Origin of the sequence: Jiangella rhizosphaerae (assembly GCF_003579925.1) — a bacterium.
Lineage (GTDB): Bacteria > Actinomycetota > Actinomycetes > Jiangellales > Jiangellaceae > Jiangella > Jiangella rhizosphaerae.
In genome coordinates, this window is sequence record NZ_QUAL01000069.1 from 1 (window position 1) to 15,344 (window position 15,344).

Annotated in this window: 14 protein-coding genes and 1 pseudogene; 9 read left to right on the forward strand and 6 right to left on the reverse strand. The window is 73.9% G+C overall.

All coding sequences use genetic code 11. The annotated features are described in order from the left end of the window. The 6 genes and pseudogenes from DY240_RS31745 to DY240_RS08145 all read left to right on the forward strand — a co-directional run. Positions 1-249, forward strand: a pseudogene (locus DY240_RS31745) (hypothetical protein); the annotation flags it as partial. Further along, a complete protein-coding gene (locus tag DY240_RS08125) occupies positions 246-1,889 on the forward strand; it encodes a hypothetical protein (RefSeq protein WP_119659438.1) in 1,644 nt (547 codons plus the stop codon). The pseudogene DY240_RS31745 and the gene DY240_RS08125, both read left to right, overlap by 4 nt. Beyond that, positions 1,883-3,202, forward strand: coding sequence for a CHAT domain-containing protein (locus tag DY240_RS08130; RefSeq protein ID WP_119659439.1), 1,320 nt, complete (start codon positions 1,883-1,885; stop codon positions 3,200-3,202). The genes DY240_RS08125 and DY240_RS08130 overlap by 7 nt, the downstream gene beginning before the upstream one ends. A gap of 35 nt (positions 3,203-3,237) precedes the next feature. Continuing rightward, positions 3,238-4,050: a hypothetical protein gene (locus tag DY240_RS08135; protein ID WP_119659440.1), complete on the forward strand. Its 813-nt coding sequence runs from the start codon at positions 3,238-3,240 to the stop codon at positions 4,048-4,050. Beyond that, positions 4,047-5,048: a PA2928 family protein gene (locus DY240_RS08140; protein WP_147375234.1), complete on the forward strand. Its 1,002-nt coding sequence runs from the start codon at positions 4,047-4,049 to the stop codon at positions 5,046-5,048. Before DY240_RS08135 ends, DY240_RS08140 begins: the two co-directional genes overlap by 4 nt. Positions 5,049-5,050: 2 nt before the next feature. Next, on the forward strand, positions 5,051-6,196 hold the full coding sequence (locus tag DY240_RS08145; protein ID WP_147375235.1) for a PA2928 family protein: 1,146 nt from the start codon (positions 5,051-5,053) through the stop codon (positions 6,194-6,196). Positions 6,197-6,281: 85 nt separating this feature from the next. Here DY240_RS08145 and DY240_RS08150 read toward each other — a convergent pair whose 3' ends face one another. From DY240_RS08150 to lipB, 4 genes are all read right to left on the reverse strand, one after another. Further along, positions 6,282-6,980 (reverse strand): Abi family protein, encoded by a 699-nt coding sequence (locus DY240_RS08150; RefSeq protein ID WP_199701070.1) that lies wholly within the window; start codon positions 6,978-6,980, stop codon positions 6,282-6,284. 634 nt (positions 6,981-7,614) lie between these two features. Next, a complete protein-coding gene (locus tag DY240_RS08155) occupies positions 7,615-8,388 on the reverse strand; it encodes a hypothetical protein (protein WP_119659443.1) in 774 nt (257 codons plus the stop codon). A gap of 41 nt (positions 8,389-8,429) precedes the next feature. Further along, the gene (gene lipA, locus DY240_RS08160; protein ID WP_119659444.1) at positions 8,430-9,359 is read right to left on the reverse strand and encodes a lipoyl synthase; all 930 of its coding nucleotides are present in this window, start codon (positions 9,357-9,359) and stop codon (positions 8,430-8,432) included. Between the two features lie 9 nt (positions 9,360-9,368). After that, complete coding sequence (gene lipB / locus DY240_RS08165) at positions 9,369-10,019, reverse strand: lipoyl(octanoyl) transferase LipB (RefSeq protein ID WP_199701071.1); 651 nt, start codon at positions 10,017-10,019, stop codon at positions 9,369-9,371. A 59-nt stretch (positions 10,020-10,078) separates the two neighbouring features. Between lipB and DY240_RS08170 the strand changes: the two genes are divergently transcribed. Together DY240_RS08170 and DY240_RS08175 are read left to right on the forward strand one after the other, a co-directional pair. After that, positions 10,079-11,092: an LLM class flavin-dependent oxidoreductase gene (locus DY240_RS08170; protein ID WP_119659446.1), complete on the forward strand. Its 1,014-nt coding sequence runs from the start codon at positions 10,079-10,081 to the stop codon at positions 11,090-11,092. Between the two features lie 200 nt (positions 11,093-11,292). Continuing rightward, positions 11,293-12,975 (forward strand): BCCT family transporter, encoded by a 1,683-nt coding sequence (locus DY240_RS08175; protein WP_407659291.1) that lies wholly within the window; start codon positions 11,293-11,295, stop codon positions 12,973-12,975. A 27-nt stretch (positions 12,976-13,002) separates the two neighbouring features. On the opposite strand, the gene DY240_RS08180 is transcribed toward DY240_RS08175, so the two are convergent. Then, complete coding sequence (locus tag DY240_RS08180) at positions 13,003-13,722, reverse strand: Type 1 glutamine amidotransferase-like domain-containing protein (protein ID WP_119659448.1); 720 nt, start codon at positions 13,720-13,722, stop codon at positions 13,003-13,005. Then, entirely contained in the window at positions 13,719-14,243 is a 525-nt protein-coding gene (locus DY240_RS08185) for a DedA family protein (protein ID WP_119659449.1), read from the reverse strand. The genes DY240_RS08180 and DY240_RS08185 overlap by 4 nt, the downstream gene beginning before the upstream one ends. A 130-nt stretch (positions 14,244-14,373) precedes the next feature. Between DY240_RS08185 and DY240_RS08190 the strand changes: the two genes are divergently transcribed. Then, positions 14,374-15,344, forward strand: a 971-nt coding sequence (locus tag DY240_RS08190) for a protein kinase domain-containing protein (protein ID WP_158602777.1), incomplete at its 3' end; no start/stop codon positions are given.

Consider the following 15,344-nt stretch of genomic DNA (forward strand, 5'->3'; position numbering starts at 1 on the left):
GGCGACGGCGGCCCGCTCCTCGGGACGGCGCCGCTGCCGCCGGCCGCGCTGCTCCTGCCGGCGGCGCAGCGTGTCGCGGTCGTCTACGACCCGGCCGTCGCCGCGCAGGACGCCGTCAGGGCACCCGCTCCTGGCACGGCCGAGCGCCAGGCCGCCGTCGTCGCCGCCGTCCGCGCCCGGCTGACGAGGCCGGACGCGACCCTCACCGAGCGGGCCGCCCTCGCCGGCTGGGACCGGGGGACCCGATGACCGAGCCGTCGCCCGGCACCGATCCGCGGGTCGCCCGCCTCGTCGGGGTGCGGGCCACGCGGGCGTACGGGCCCGAGTGGCGGCCCTGGGGGCGGCGCTTCAACGACGCCGCCCTGGCCCTCGAGGACGGGCGGCCGGCCGACGCCGAGACGATCCTGCGCGAGGTGCTCGAGGCGACGGTCGCGGCGGCCGCCGACGACGGCGAGGCACTCGACCTACGCTCCAGGGTGCTGCACCAGCTGTCCGCCGTGGCCGACGACGGCGGCGACCTCGCCGGGGCGCTGCGGCTGGCCGACGAGTGCCTGGCGGCCTGCCGGGCGGCCGAGGTGGTGGCCGGCGACGCGTACGGAACGGCGGCGACCCGCGCCGCCATGCTGGTGAACCGGTCGCAGACGCTGGAGGCGCTGGGACGCAGCGACGCCGCGCTCGCCGACCTCGACGACGCCACCGCTCTCGTCGACGACCTCCGCGCCACCGACGCCGCGAGCCTCGCGGTCCTGGTGTTCACGCTGCACAACAGCCGCGGGGCGGTTCTGACGACGCTGGGCCGCTATGAGGAGGCCTGGGCCGAGATCGGGCGGGCGCTGGCGGTCGCCCAGGAGTCCGAGCCCCGGCTGGCCGGTGCCGCGCACACCAACCTGGCCGTCCTCGCCGACCGCACCGGCGACCAGCACGGCGCCGACGCGCACCTGCGGCTCGCCGCCGACCTGCATGAGGCGACCGGCGACCGGCTCGGCAGCGCCACGGTGCGGCACAACCTGGCCCGCCGGGCACTGCGGCGGGGCGACCTGGACCAGGCCGAGCAGGCGTTCGCCGCCGCCCAGGACGCGTACGAACGCCAGGGACGTCCGGCGCTGGTCGCCGGCTGCCAGCTGGGCAGGGCCGCGGTCGCGTTGCGCCGCGCCCGGCCGCGGGCGGCGCAGCGGCTTCTGACCACGGCCGCGGCGACGATGGAGGCGACCGGCGACACGTCCGACCTGATCGAGTGCCTGCTCCTGCTGGGCGACGTCACGGCCGTCGTCGAGGGCTTCGCCGCCGGCGACGAGGTCTACCTGGCCGCCCGCGAACGGTGCGTGCGGCTGGGCCTCGGGCACCAGACGGCCCGCGTCGACATCCGCCGCGCCATGGTCGTCGCCGCGTCCACCCGCATCACGCCGCGCCGGAAGGAACGCCTGCGGCGGCGCGAGTCGGCGCTCGGCCTGGTGCTCCCCGCGGCGCTGGCCACCGAGGCGATCCGGCACCGGTTCGCCGTCGGACCCGTGCGCGAGCGGTGGGCCCGGGTGGTCGCCGCGCCGGCCATGGTCCTCTCCTTCGACCTGGTGACGAAGCTCGGCTGGACGCCGCTGGCGTTCGAGCTGGTCGAGCACGCCTCGGCGACGGTGGCGCTGACCACCGCCGCGGTCCTGCCCGAGCTCGACGAGGACGCTCTCGCCGCACAGGCGGGGAGTGAGCTGGCGGAGCTGGCGACGGGCGAGGCGCGGTTCGTCCTCTCTGACGCCCCGGCGCCCGACCGCCTCGCCCTGCCGCCGCGGCTGCGGATGCTGCCGGAGGGGGACTCTGTGTTGGACGGCTTCATCGCCGCGGCCGAGGAGCGGTACGGGTTCCCGGTCCGCTCCGCCGAGGTGGTGCCGGCATGGTGAGCCTGCGGCGCCGGCCGGCCGTCGACCTGCGCGTGCTCGACGGGGTCGACGCCGGGGCCCGGCCGGTCGTCCAGGTGAAGCTGGTCGACGCCGGCGACCTGTACGTGTCGTGGCGCTGGGAGCACGCCCCCGGCGACCCGCGGGTCACGCTCGTCGAGCGCAAGCAGCTCCAGCCGGCCCTCGACGACCTCGCTCGGGCGCTGCCCTCGCCGCTGCCCGGCGAGGACCCGGAGCGGGCGCTCGTCCGCGCCCTCGGCGGGGCACTGGCCGACGCCGGACGCGAACCGCAGCTGACCGTGCGGCTGGCCCGGTCCCTGCTGCCGTTCCATCTGGCGGCGGAGCTGAACGAGCTGATCGGCCGCGGCGCGCGCCCGCACCTGCGCATCCAGCCGTCGCCGTCGACCGCGCAGGTGCCCTGGGAGGCGCTCCCCGGCGACGAGGGCGAACGCGTGGTGGACATCGCGGACGTGTCCGTCCTGCCGCCCGCGACCGTCCGCAACGCGCCGGGCCGGCGGGTCTCGTCCTGGGAGCCCGGCGGCCCGGTGGTCGCGGCGCTGGACCCGCGGGTGCCCGGGTTCGGCGACGGCTCCGCACTCGGCTCGGTGCTGGGCCCGGTCGACCCCGCGTCCGGGCTGGCCGCCATGGTGACGTCGCTGGGCCCGCGGCTGCGGCCGCCGGCCACCGCGGAGACCGCGTTCCGGCGCGCCGACCTCGACCGCGACACGCTCGAGGCAGTGCTGGCCGACGCCGGGAGGTTCCTCTACGCCGGGCACGTCAGCACCGCCGAGCACGGACTGGGCGCGCGGCTGCACCTGTCGTGCACGGCGGCCGCACCGGGGCGGGCGGAGCCGGTCGGGGCGCACCGGCCGCTCACCGCGGCGGACCTCGTACTCGGCCACCGGCCGGACCGGCCGCGGCCGTGGCGGTTGCCGAACCGGGTGGCGCTGATCGCCTGCGACAGCGGCGGCGACCAGCGCTTCGCCGAACCGTCCGGGCTGGTCACGGCGGCGGTCCAGACGGGAGCGGAGTACGTCACGGCGGCCCGGTGGACGTTGCCCACCGATGCCGCCCTCGGCCGGCTGCTGCCCGGGTTCGCACCCGACGACGCGGCGCGCGCCGCCGGCGGAGCGCTGGCCGCGGTGGTCGTCGCGGTGAACGACGCCCATGAGGCGACCGATCCGATCGCCGCGCTGGCGGCCTGGCAGCGCAGCCGCGCGGACCGCTGGCGCCGTACCGGCGACCCCGCCTGCTCGCCGCTGCTCTGGGGTGCGTTCTCGACGGCGTACGCGCCCGCGCCGGTCGCGAAGCCGTGATCGGTAGGCGACCGGCGTCCGGCAGCGTCGGGCGCATGCCACCGTCCGCGTATCCCGACGTCGTGTTCTCCGTCCACGACACCGGCGCCGACATCGTCCGCGAGCGGCCGCGTCCGGGCGCCGGGGCCTGGACGCTGTTCGCGCTCGCCTGCCTCGTCTCGGGGGTCGGCGGCCCGATCACGCTGATCCTGGTCGTGGACCTCGCCTTCGCCGGGGCGCCGCCGCGCGCGTTCGGATGGCTGCTGCCGCCGATCGTGGTCGCCCTGGCCGCGTGGATCGCCGTCAACGCGCTCGGGGAGCGGCTGACCGGCCGGGGGAGTGCGGGAACGCGGTGGCTGCTGGGCATCGGCCTGCTGGGGTTCGGCGCCGCCCTGACGACGCCCATCGTGCTCAGCTGGGACGAGCACGGGCCGAACACACCGGCGAACGTCGCCGCCGCCGTGCCCGGCACGCTCCTCCTCGTCGGGGCACTCGTTCTCGTCCGCGCGGTCGCGTCGACGAAGGGCGCGCTGCGCAGGCAGGCCCGTATGCGGGAGCTGCGCGCCCACGGGCGACCGGTCCCGGGCGTCCTGGAGACGGTGCGGTTCCTGGAGAGGTGGCCGTCGTCGCGGCCGGAGTTCGAGGTGGTCGTCCGCTACGGGACGGCGGGCCGCGTGACCGCGCGGCTGCTGACCGACCCCGAGCGCGTGCCGCTGCCCGGCACCCGGCTGCGGGTCCTGACCGATGCCGCCGGTTCGAACGACGTGCTGGTCGAGCTCGACAGCAGCGGCCCGGTCGCGTTCGACCCGCGCGCCGACGACTATCGGCAGCCCAGCGGGGGAGACGGCGGCGGAGGCGGTGGCGCATGACGGCCGCCCGAAGGCGGGTGCTCGTCGCCGTCGCCCTGGTCGTCGCCGCGCTGGTCGCCGGTGGCGCCGCGATCGTGGCCGACGGCGTCGACGGCCCGACGACGCCGTCGCTGGACCTGGCGGTCACGACGATCGACGGCCGGGACGTGGCCGTCGTCGCGTACCAGCACGAGGCCGGCGGGACGCTCGGCCGGATCCGGTGGGTCTTCGCGAGGGAGCTGACCGTCCGGGTGGCGGCCGTCGACCTCGCCACCGGCGACCACCTGTGGGACCGGCCGATCTCCGCCGCGTACCCGGCCGTCGAGGCGGGGGTGCTCGCCGCGGGCGGCGGGTACGCGTACCTGACCACCGACGACGGCCTGGTGATCGTCGACCTGGACGACGGCGACGTCATCGCCCGTGGCGACGGTGTCGACGGACTCGGCGCGGCGTATCTGGCGTCCCGGACCGCCTCCGCGCACGACGCCGCGGCCGACGCCGTCGTCACCCTCACGTCGGGCGGGGCGGTGCTGGCGATCCCGGTCGGCGGGACGACGGCGCGCCCGGCCGCACCGGATGTCGCCGCACGCTGGCGTGACGTCCTGAACGTCGACGACGACCGCGACCTGTACGGCAGCGAGTCCGGCACCACGTCGAAGACCGCCCTGACCGCGGACGGCGCCTCCCTCTCGCTGAACACCTGGGGGACCAGGACCGACTTCTTCGTGCTCGACACCGCGGCCGAGCGGTACGGCGTGGCGGCCGGTCACGGGGCCGGGTTCCTCGTCCTGGAGACGCTGGACGTCCCGCAGTCGACCCTGTCGGTCGTCGACCCGGCGACGTTCGAGCCGGCGCACACCTACCGGCTGCCGGGGTCGCTGCGACAGGCGGTGGACGCGCCCGGCGGCCGGGTGCTGATCCTCACCGAGAACGACGACGAGACCGGCCTGCTCGTGGTCGCGACCGCCGGCGGCTTCACCGAGTTCGAGGTCGGCGAGCCCGGCCTGCTGTGGTTCTGACGATGCGCCGTGTGGGTGCCGCGGCGATGGCCCTGCTCCTCGCGTCGGTCATCGCGGCCTGCTTCGTCGTCCCCGGGCCGGTCATCCGCACGTCCGCGACCGTGGGCGAGCGGGTGGCGTTCGCCACCGTCGACGGGCGGCAGGTGGTCGTGGTCGCCTACGAGGACTACGGGCCGCGGATGCCGCTGCCGCCACGCGGCTCGGGGGTGATGGCGATCGACCTCGCGACCGGCGCGACCGTCTGGGACGAGGAGCTGCCGGACTTCGCTCCCGGGCCGCAGGTGATCGCGGCGGGCGACACCTACGCCTACGTGCAGCACGCGTGGGGTCTGGTCATCGTGGCCCTGGAGGACGGGTCCGTGGTGGCCGCGGACGAGGAGATCGACGGGCTCGGCGACGAGGTGCCGCAGGGCCGGTGGGACAACTACGTGTACGACCCGCGCCGCGAGGCGATCCTGTTCATCACCGAGGAGGGCGAGGTCGAGCAGATCCCGCTCGACGAGACCGCGGCCGCCGGCGTCGACCAGGCCACCCACGACACCTGGTGGTGCCAGCTCGGCTTCGAGGGCGGCGCCCTCCCCGTCACGTTCGACGTGACCCGCGAGGTGGCCGAGGGCGGCGCGGTCGGGCTGGCCCCGCCGGACGGGGCGCCCGCCGGGCTGCCGATACGGCGCCTGTACGCGCGCGGCGACGGCGGCGGCCGGCGTGAGCTGGCGCCGGCCGACTTCTACGCCGCGGGGCTTGTCCAGGAGGTGGTCCCGGCACTGCCGCCCGAGCGGTCCTGCGCCGGCGCCGAATGGCCGTACCGTGTGCTCGACCACGGCGAGGAGTCTCGCGCGACGACGGCGGGCCTGTCGGCCGGGCACGTCGTCGTGCAGAGCGCCATCGGCCCGAACGACGACGACCAGCTGCTCACCGTCGTCGACGTCGAGTCCGGCGAGATCACCGCGACGGTCGAGGCGGCCGGAGGCTTCCACGCCGCCGCCACCGCCCCGTCAGGGCAGGTGGTGATCCTGGCCGAGGGCCGGTGGAACGGCCCGTTCGGCACTCCGGGCGGGCCGTCGCCGACCGACCTCGTGGTGATCGTCGCCGAGGACGGCACGACGCACGAGCTCATGGTGGCGGAGAAGGGCTGGTTCGGCCTCTGACGGCGGCTTCACCGGTGGACGTAGTTCGGATAGGCACCTGTGCCTTGCATGCCCTCAGGGGAGCAGTCGTGTCGCCCTACCCGCGCTACCCGATGCAAGAGCGTCCCATCTGGGCATATGTGTCGCGCTCAGATCTTCCAGAGTGGACTTGCGTCTTGCCAGTGGTTCTGGGCGCCTTCGGCCAGCTCGCGAGCTGTGGGGCGCGGAGGCCGCACGCCGCGGCGATCACGTCCTGCACCTTTCGTGGAGCGAACTCGAACAAGTAGGTCAGGCCGCCCCAGTCAAGCACTTCAACTGCTGCCCAGACCGGAAGAGTCCCGCCGTAGTTCCGGTGGCGGTGAACGACGAAGTCTTCTCGCGACGAGTCCAGCTTGGCCTTGTAGCCAGCGAGCCACCGGCGGTAGGAGTCGCCGTGCTGTGCCCTCGGGCCGAGTTTGCCGGGATCAAGGTGGACGCAAGGGTCGATTCGCCCGAGTTCGTGACCGAGCAGAGCGCGGAATGCGAGTTCGATTGGTGTGAGGACGGAGAATGTGGCTGCTCTGAGGGTGGCGTCGAAGTCGTACAGTGCGACGACATCTGCCAGCCGGGTAGCGGGGTAGAAATCGTCGCCGCGGTCGCCGTCCTTCAGCTGCCGGAACGGGTACCAGTAGCCGCTCAGACGGTAGTAGTTGATCCGCCGCAGGACGGCGATGGCCGCGTCACGGTCGCCAACTTCCATGCCGCGGCGGCTGAGCAGGTCGACTTGCTCCTCGTAGGTTCGGTACGCCTTGACTGCAGCCCGCAATCGAATCGTCCTGCACGGAAAAAATGAGGACCGGCCCTGGACCTACGACGTAGGCGGAACCGGTCTTGGTGAGTCGATGATATTCGGTGCCCTGTTCTGAGGCAACCGGCGCCCGAACCGCGCACTGTGTTAGCCGACGCCGAGATTGCCGACGCTGCGGCCTTCGAGATGCTGATGAATGCGTGGGGCGTGTCTCGTGGTGGTCATGGTGGTGGCGTCGTGGTCGCGGTGTCGTGGTCGGCAGGTGATGCCTTCGCGGCCTGGATGGGTGAGGGATCCGCGTCGTCCTGGCTACCCGGATCCCTCACCCATCAGCGGCCTGCGGCTCGTTGTCATCGGCACCGGCGGGTCGACGGCGACAAGACCGGTGCGCCCGGCCTGGCTGCCACCACACGACTGGGTTCGTCGGCACGGTGAGGGGGCCACGGCCGCGCGCGTGGCCGTCGGCACGATGCCGGCTCCATCGCGAACGCCAGCGACCTTCCCACCGGAGGACCAACGTCGGCTCACTCGCACTGTTCATTTGCCGGGACCACTGGGGGCGTCGCCTGTCTCTCCCTCCTGCAACCGACCCAGATCGCAGGGTGGTGCCATCCTCGAGACAGTGCTGGCGGTCGATGCCCATGGGTCCGGGTCAGCCGTGCTCGGGGTCGCGGACGCCCTCGATGCTCCACCGGACGGCGCCGTCGTCGGCGGTCGAGGGCAGCAGGACCCGCCACGAGCTGCCGACCGTGCCGCGGACGAGGTACCCGCCGCCCGCGTCCGGGCCGAACAGCTCGGTGGCCGGCAGCACCCGGCGCGACGAGCCGTAGCGGTCCCGCACCGCCTTCGTGGCGGCGGGGTCGCCGCTGACCCCGTCCAGCCAGTCGCCGAAGGCCGCGTGCAGCCGGGCCGCCTGGGCGTCGGTGGCGCGGGCGTCGACGGCGATCTTGGCCTGCTCGGTCCCTTCAGTGGCCTCCAACCGTAGCCGGCACGGGAACGTCTGGACCAGGATGCCGTCGCGGCGCACCCGCTCGTACAGCTCCCGCAGGTGTCGCGGGTGGTCGCGCTTGCCGCGCACGTACGACACCGGCGCCCAGCACAGCGCGGCCGCGCCCAGCGCGAGCATGAGGAACCACGGCGGCCAGTACGCCAGCAGCCCCAGCCACGCGGGCACCGTGCCGTCGAACGGGTCGAGCGGCCTCTGGTAGCGCATCAGGTGCAGGCCCACGGCGACGCAGAACACGCCGCCGACGCCGTACAGCACGGGCATGGCCAGATACTCGCCGCGCTGCGGCACCAGCCGGGTGAAGGTCGCGAAGTCGGAGAGGTCGGGCGGACGTCGCCGCGCCGGCGGCTCGGCGGGCGCGTCGGCGACCGCGCGCCGCCAGGCAGCCGCGGGGTCGCCGGGCCACGGTAGGTCCGTCATGCCGACATGGTCGCCGACCCGCGGCTCCTACCGGTCACGGGTCAGCGCGCCGCGCGGGCCTCCATGGCCTGCCGGTAGAGCCGTCCGGCGCGGTACGACGAGCGCACCAGCGGCCCGGACATGACGCCGGCGAACCCGATCTGCTCGGCCTCGGCCTGCAGCTCGATGAACTCCTCGGGCTTCACCCACCGCTCGATCGGGTGGTGCCGCACCGACGGGCGCAGGTACTGCGTGATGGTGATGAGGTCGCAGCCCGCGTCGTGGAGGTCGACGAGGGCCTGCGAGATCTCCTCGCGGGTCTCGCCCATGCCCAGGATGAGGTTGGACTTGGTGATCATGCCGGCGGCGCGCGCCATGGAGATGACGTCGAGCGAGCGCTCGTACCGGAACGCCGGGCGGATGCGCTTGAAGATGCGCGGCACGGTCTCGACGTTGTGCGCGAACACCTGCGGCTGGGCGTCGAACACCTGCTGGAGGAGCTCGGCGCGGCCCGAGAAGTCGGGCGTGAGGATCTCGACGCCGGTGTTGGGGTTGATGCGGCGGATCTCGCGGACGGTCTCGGCGTACAGCCAGGCGCCTTCGTCGGGGAGGTCGTCGCGGGTGACGCCGGTGACGGTGGCGTAGCGCAGCCCCATGGCCTGGACGGACTCGGCGACCCGGCGCGGCTCGTCGCGGTCGAGGTCGTCGGGCTTGCCGGTGTCGATGAGGCAGAAGTCGCACCGGCGAGTGCAGTGGTCGCCGCCGATGAGGAACGTCGCCTCGCGGTCTTCCCAGCACTCGAAGATGTTGGGACAGCCGGCCTCCTGGCAGACCGTGTGCAGGCCCTCGCGTTTCACCAGCGACTGCAGTTCGCGGTACTCCGGGCCCATGGTCGCCTTCGTCTTGATCCAGGAAGGCTTCTTCTCGATCGGCGTGGCGGCGTTGCGCACCTCGAGGCGCAACAGCCGACGTCCCTCCGGCGCGACAGTCACCCCTCCACCCTACGTCTGCGGCTGCAGCGCGAGGAGCTCGTCGAGGTGACGTTCGACATACGGCAGCACCTCGGCGACGGTGACCCGGCGGCCCAGCTCCTTCGACAGCGTGGTGGTGCCGGCGTCGGCGATGCCGCAGGCGATGATGCGGTCGTACCAGCCGAGGTCGTTGTCGCAGTTGAGGGCGAAGCCGTGCATGGTGACGCCCTGGGCGACCCGCAGCCCGACGGCGCCCAGCTTGCGGTCGGGGCTCCCGTCGCCGGGCTGGATCCAGACCCCGCTGCGGCCCTCGACCCGGACGGCGTCGACGCCGAAGTCGTGGCAGACGTCGAGCATCAGCTGCTCGACGCGGCGGACGTAGCCGATGACGTCGTAGGGCTCGGGCAGCCGCAGGATCGGGTACCCCACGATCTGCCCCGGCCCGTGCCAGGTGATCTTGCCGCCGCGGTCGACGTCGACGACCGGCGCGCCGGCGTCCAGCAGCGGCCGCTCCTCGGGCGTCGTGCGCTTGCCCGCGGTGTAGACCGCCTCGTGTTCCAGCAGGACGACGGTGTCGCCGATCTCGCCGGCCACCCGTGCGGCATGCAGCCGCCGCTGCTCGTCCCAGGCCTCCTGATACGGCACGTACCCGTCGTGCCGGATGATCCGTAGCTCGCCCACGGACGTCGAGCCTACGCCCGCGGGGAAGGCTTGCGGCAACCGCGCGGTTGGTGTCTCACGTGGCGACTTTCCGCGGAGTACCCCTGTCCGTCCTCGACCTCGCGCCCGTCGTGACCGGGTCGACCCCGTCCACGGCCGTGGCGCAGACCCTGGAGTTGGCCCGGCACGCCGACGACCTGGGCTATCGCCGCTACTGGCTGGCCGAGCACCACAACATGCCGGGCATCGCCAGCTCGGCGCCGCCGATCCTCATCGGGGCGGTGGCCGCGGCGACGACGTCGATCCGGGTCGGGTCGGGCGGGGTGATGCTGCCCAACCACATGCCGCTGGTGGTCGCCGAGCAGTTCGGGACGCTGGAGGCGCTGCACCCGGGCCGCATCGACCTCGGCATCGGCCGCGCGCCGGGCACCGACGGGCTGACGGCGCACGCGCTGCGCGGCAGCAGCGACCCGCGGCTGGTCGAGGAGTTCCCGCAGCACCTGGCCCACGTCCGGGCGTTCTTCTCCGGCGACTGGCCCGACGGCCACCCGTACGCCGCCATCACCGCCACGCCCGGCCATGGCGCGAACGTGCCCGTGTGGCTGCTCGGGTCCAGCGACTACAGCGCACGGGCCGCGGCCGCCCTGGGCCTGCCGTTCTCGTTCGCCCACCACTTCAGCGCGGCGAACACCGTTCCGGCGCTGAAGCTGTACCGCGACGGCTTCCAGCCGTCGGCCGAGCTGCCGGCGCCCTACGCGATGGTCGCCGTCAGCGTCGTGCTGGCCGACGACGACGCGCGCGCCCAGTGGCTGGCCGGGCCGATGAAGCTGTCGATGCTGCGGCTGCGGACGGGGAAGCCCGGGCCGCTGCCCACGCCGGAGGAGGCCGCGGCGCACGAGTTCGGCCCGGCCGAGCAGGAGCTGCTCGCGCCGTTCCTCAGCGGCCAGATCGCGGGCGGCCCGGACACCGTCCGCCGCGAGTTGGAGTCGCTGCTGGACCGTACCGCCGCCGACGAACTGATGGTCGTCACGACGGTGACGCCGCACGCCGAGCGGCTGCGCTCGTACGAGCTGCTGGCGGGCCTGCTGCCCTGACGGTCACCCGGCCACGGTCCACCCATGGTGTCGGGTCGGCGTGCCCTCTCGACGCACGGCCGATACGTTGAAACACGTCATGACCATGGGTGAAGAGAGGAGAAGTGCCCATCCGGGGTACGCGATCCGACGTGAGTGCTGAACGAGGGACGACGACACAAGCCCGCGAATCCGGTGTCCAGGGACCCGGCTCCGACGCCATCGCCGCGGAGGAGAGACGCCCGACCGACAAGGTGGTCTTCGCCACCGCGGGCGGCATCGTCCTCGCGTTCGTGCTGTGGGGGTTCGCCGACACCGACTCGCTGGCCAGCGCGTCATCGGAGGCGCTGGCGTGGGTGACGCACAACGCCGGCTGGGCGTTCGCGCTGACCGCTACCGGGTTCGTCGTGTTCATCCTCTGGGTGGCGTTCAGCCGGTACGGACGGATCCCGCTCGGCGCCGACGACGAACGGCCCGAGTTCCGCACCTCGTCCTGGGTCGCGATGATGTTCAGCGCCGGCATGGGCATCGGCCTGATGTTCTTCGGCGTGAACGAGCCGCTGACGTTCTTCACCACCGATCCCGTGCCGGGGACCGGCGAGCCGGAGAGCATCGAGGCGATGAACACCGCCATGGCCACGACGCTGTTCCACTGGACGCTGCACCCGTGGGCCATCTACGCCGTCGTCGGCCTGGCCATCGCCTACGGCACCTTCCGCCGCGGCCGCAGCCAGCTGATCAGCTCGGTGTTCACGCCGCTGCTGGGCCGGCGCCGCGTCGAGGGCGGCTTCGGCCGCGCGATCAACGTGTTCGCCGTCTTCGCGACCGTGTTCGGGACCGCGGCGTCGCTGGGCCTGGGTGCGCTGCAGATCGGCAGCGGCCTGCAGGAGATCGGCTGGCTCGGCGACGTCGGCACCGGGCTGCTGGTGACGATCATCGCCGTGCTGACGTTGGCGTTCGTGGCGTCGGCGGTGTCGGGCATCGAGCGCGGCATCCAGTGGCTGTCCAACACGAACATGGTGCTGGCCGCCGTGCTGGCGTTCTTCGTCTTCGTCGCCGGCCCGACGGTCTTCGTCCTCAACCTGGTTCCGACCGCGATCGGCGACTACTTCGCCGATCTCGCCGAGATGGCGGCCCGCACGGAGGCCAGCGGCGGCGACGCGATGCAGGAGTGGGTGTCCGGCTGGACGATCTTCTACTGGGCGTGGTGGATGTCGTGGACCCCGTTCGTCGGGATGTTCATCGCGCGGATCAGCCGCGGTCGCACCATCCGGCAGTTCGTCGTCGGCGTTCTGCTCGTGCCGAGCGTCGTCAGCGTGCTCTGGTTCTGCATCTTCGGCGGCACCGCCATCGACCTGCAGCGCGACGGCGCGGACATCGCCGGGACCGTCGATAACCCGGCCGGCCAGGAGGAGCAGCTGTTCTCCGTGCTGCAGCAGCTGCCGCTGACCACGATCGCCAGCCTGCTGGTGATGGTGCTGGTGGCGATCTTCTTCGTGTCCGGCGCCGACGCCGCGTCCATCGTCACCGGCACGCTCTCGCAGCGCGGGTCGATCGCGCCGTCGAGGGGCGTGGTCGTCTTCTGGGGCCTGCTCATGGGTGCCGTGGCGGCCATCATGCTGATGATCGGGGAGGGCGGCGCGACGGCCCTGGAAGGCCTGGAGAACATCACGATCCTGGCCGGGGCGCCGTTCATGCTGGTGATGGTCGGTATCTGCGTGGCGCTGGCCAAGGACCTGCGCTCCGACCCGATGATGCTGCGCCAGGACCGCGGCGTCGAGGCGGTCGAGCAGGCCGTCGACTACGGCCTGGAACGCTACGACGGCGAGTTCCACCTGCAGGTGCGCCGCACGCCAGGTGACGGCGCCGCCGGCCCGGATGAGGGCCCGGACCGTCGGCGCTGATCGGCGGCGCTGACCGAGCCGGCTCGGTCAGAGGCGTTCGGCGGGCAGGACCGTCTCCTTGGCCTCCCCGCCGGACGCCTCGACCAGGTAGGCGCGGGCGCCGTCCTTCTCGGCGTAGACGCCGGCCAGCTCCGTCCCGCGGTACAGCAGGCCGGCGCCGTCGTCGGTGGCGTACGACGCGGGCAGCTCGCCGCCGGCGACCGCGCGGTGCAGGAAGGGGCGCCGCTCCTCCTCGGAGTCGTAGTGCACGCCCGCTCCGTACGGCAGCAGCGCCAGGCCGTCGGTGACGATGCGCAGCTCCGGCCCGAAGGAGTCGGTCGGGCCGCCGACGTGCCAGCAGATGGATCCGGCCGAGACGCCGGCCAGGACGACGCCGGCCTCCCACGCCTCGCGGAGGACGTCGTCGAGGCCGTGCAGCCGCCACATCGCCAGCAGTCCTGCCACCGAGCCCCCGCCGACCCACAGCACGTCCTGCGCCAGCACGTGCGCCCGGATGTCCTCGACGTTCGGCATCGGGAACAGGCTCAGGTGCGACACGTCGACCGACCAGCCGGCGAACGCCGCGTAGGTGAGCTGGATGTAGCTCACGTTGTCGCCGGACGCCGTCGGGACGAAGCACAGCTTCGGGCGGTCGGCGCCGGTGAGCCGCAGCGCGAGCGTCGCCAGCCCCGTCGGGACCATGCCGCGGCGCCCGTCGGAGCCGAAGCCGCCGCTGGTGGCGAGGATGGTGGGCGTGGGCGTGGTCATCGGGCCTCCTGCTCGTGCGTCAACGCCTGGCGTGCCCGGCGCCGCCGACGGTACACGACGATCACGGCGACCAGCGCCAGCGCGGCGAGCACCACGGCGGCCGCCGCGAGCGGCGACGCCGACGCCACCGTCGCGGCGCCCCAGATGACGCCGAGCCCGCCGACGGTCCAGATGACGGCCCACAGCGCCGACCCGATCAGCATCGCCGCCAGGTAGCGCCCGAACGGCATGCGCGTGGCGCCGGCGACCGCGTTGACCGCCGTCTGCACGCCGATGGTCAGGAACGACAGCGTGACGGCGACCGGGCCGTAGCGCGCGACCACGCGCTCGGCGCGAGCCAGCCGGTCGCGGCCGAGGCGGTCGCCCCAGCGCGACCGCGCGATCCCCGTCCCCGCGGCCCGGCCCAGCCAGTAGGTCGCCTGTGCGCGGGCGACCACGATGCCGAACATGACGGCGACACCCAGCCAGAGCGGCAGCCCGAACGGGCTGTCCGGGGCGGCGAGCGGCGTGACCCCGTCCATGCCCGGCATCGTAGTCACCGCTCGCTGCCGGCCCGCGGGACGGCCGGGCGGGGCGGCGCGACGCGTGTTCGGAGCAAGCTGTGACACGGCCGATGCGGCATTCGTGAGTGAGGTTTGCAACGATGGGCGGATGCAGGGTCTCGAGACTCCCGCGGGATACACGATCACCCGGCGGCTCGGCTCCGACGCGTCGGCCATGTACGTCGCGCGAGAGGACGCCACCGGCGCGTCCGTGACCCTGCGCCTCGTCGGTCAGGTGAGCCCTCAGGTGCGCGACCGGCTGCGCATGGCCGCGCAGGCCCTGAGCGGCATCGACCACCCGCACGTCATCCCGTTCCTCGACATCGTCGACGGGCCCGGCGGCATCGTCGTCGTGCTGGGCGCGGCCGAGGGCGGCAGCCTGGCCGGCATCATCGGCGCCCGCGGCGTGCTGCCGCCCGGCGAGGTCGTCACGGCCTGCGCGCCGGTCGCCGAGGGGCTGGCCGAGATCCACCGCCGCGGCATCGTCCACGGCGACCTCACGCTCGACGACATCGTCTTCAGCCTCGACGGCCGGCCCATGGTCGCCGGCGTCGGGCTGGTGCAGGCCGGCGTGCCGCCGCGGGTCGGCCAGCGCTCCCGCCCGGTGCCGCCCGAGGTCCAGGCCGGCTCGCCGCCCGGGCCGCCGGCCGACGTGTACGGGCTGGTCACGGCCGCCGTCGTCGCGCTGACGGGGTACCTGCCGTCGGCGCGGCTGTCGCTGCCCGCCGTCCCGCCGGCCACCCAGGCGCTGCTGGCCAGCGCGCTCGACCCCGTGCCGAGCCGGCGCCCGCCGGTCAGCAGCATCGGCAACGTCTTCTTCGCCGTCGCCGACCCCGCCCCCGTCGAACTGGTTCTCGAGGAGAACCACGCGACGACGGGCACCATGCGGCCGGTGCTCGACGCCCCCGTCATGGGCGCCGACGACGACGTGGCCGCCTTCATGCGCGGCTCGACCTCCACCGGCCGCCGGGCCCGCCGCAGGGCGGAGTCCGCCGATCTGCGCGAGGTGCCCGAGGTCGGCACGCCGGGCGCGATCGGCGGCCTGGTGGCGCCGGCGGGCGCCGGGGGAGCGGGCGCCGG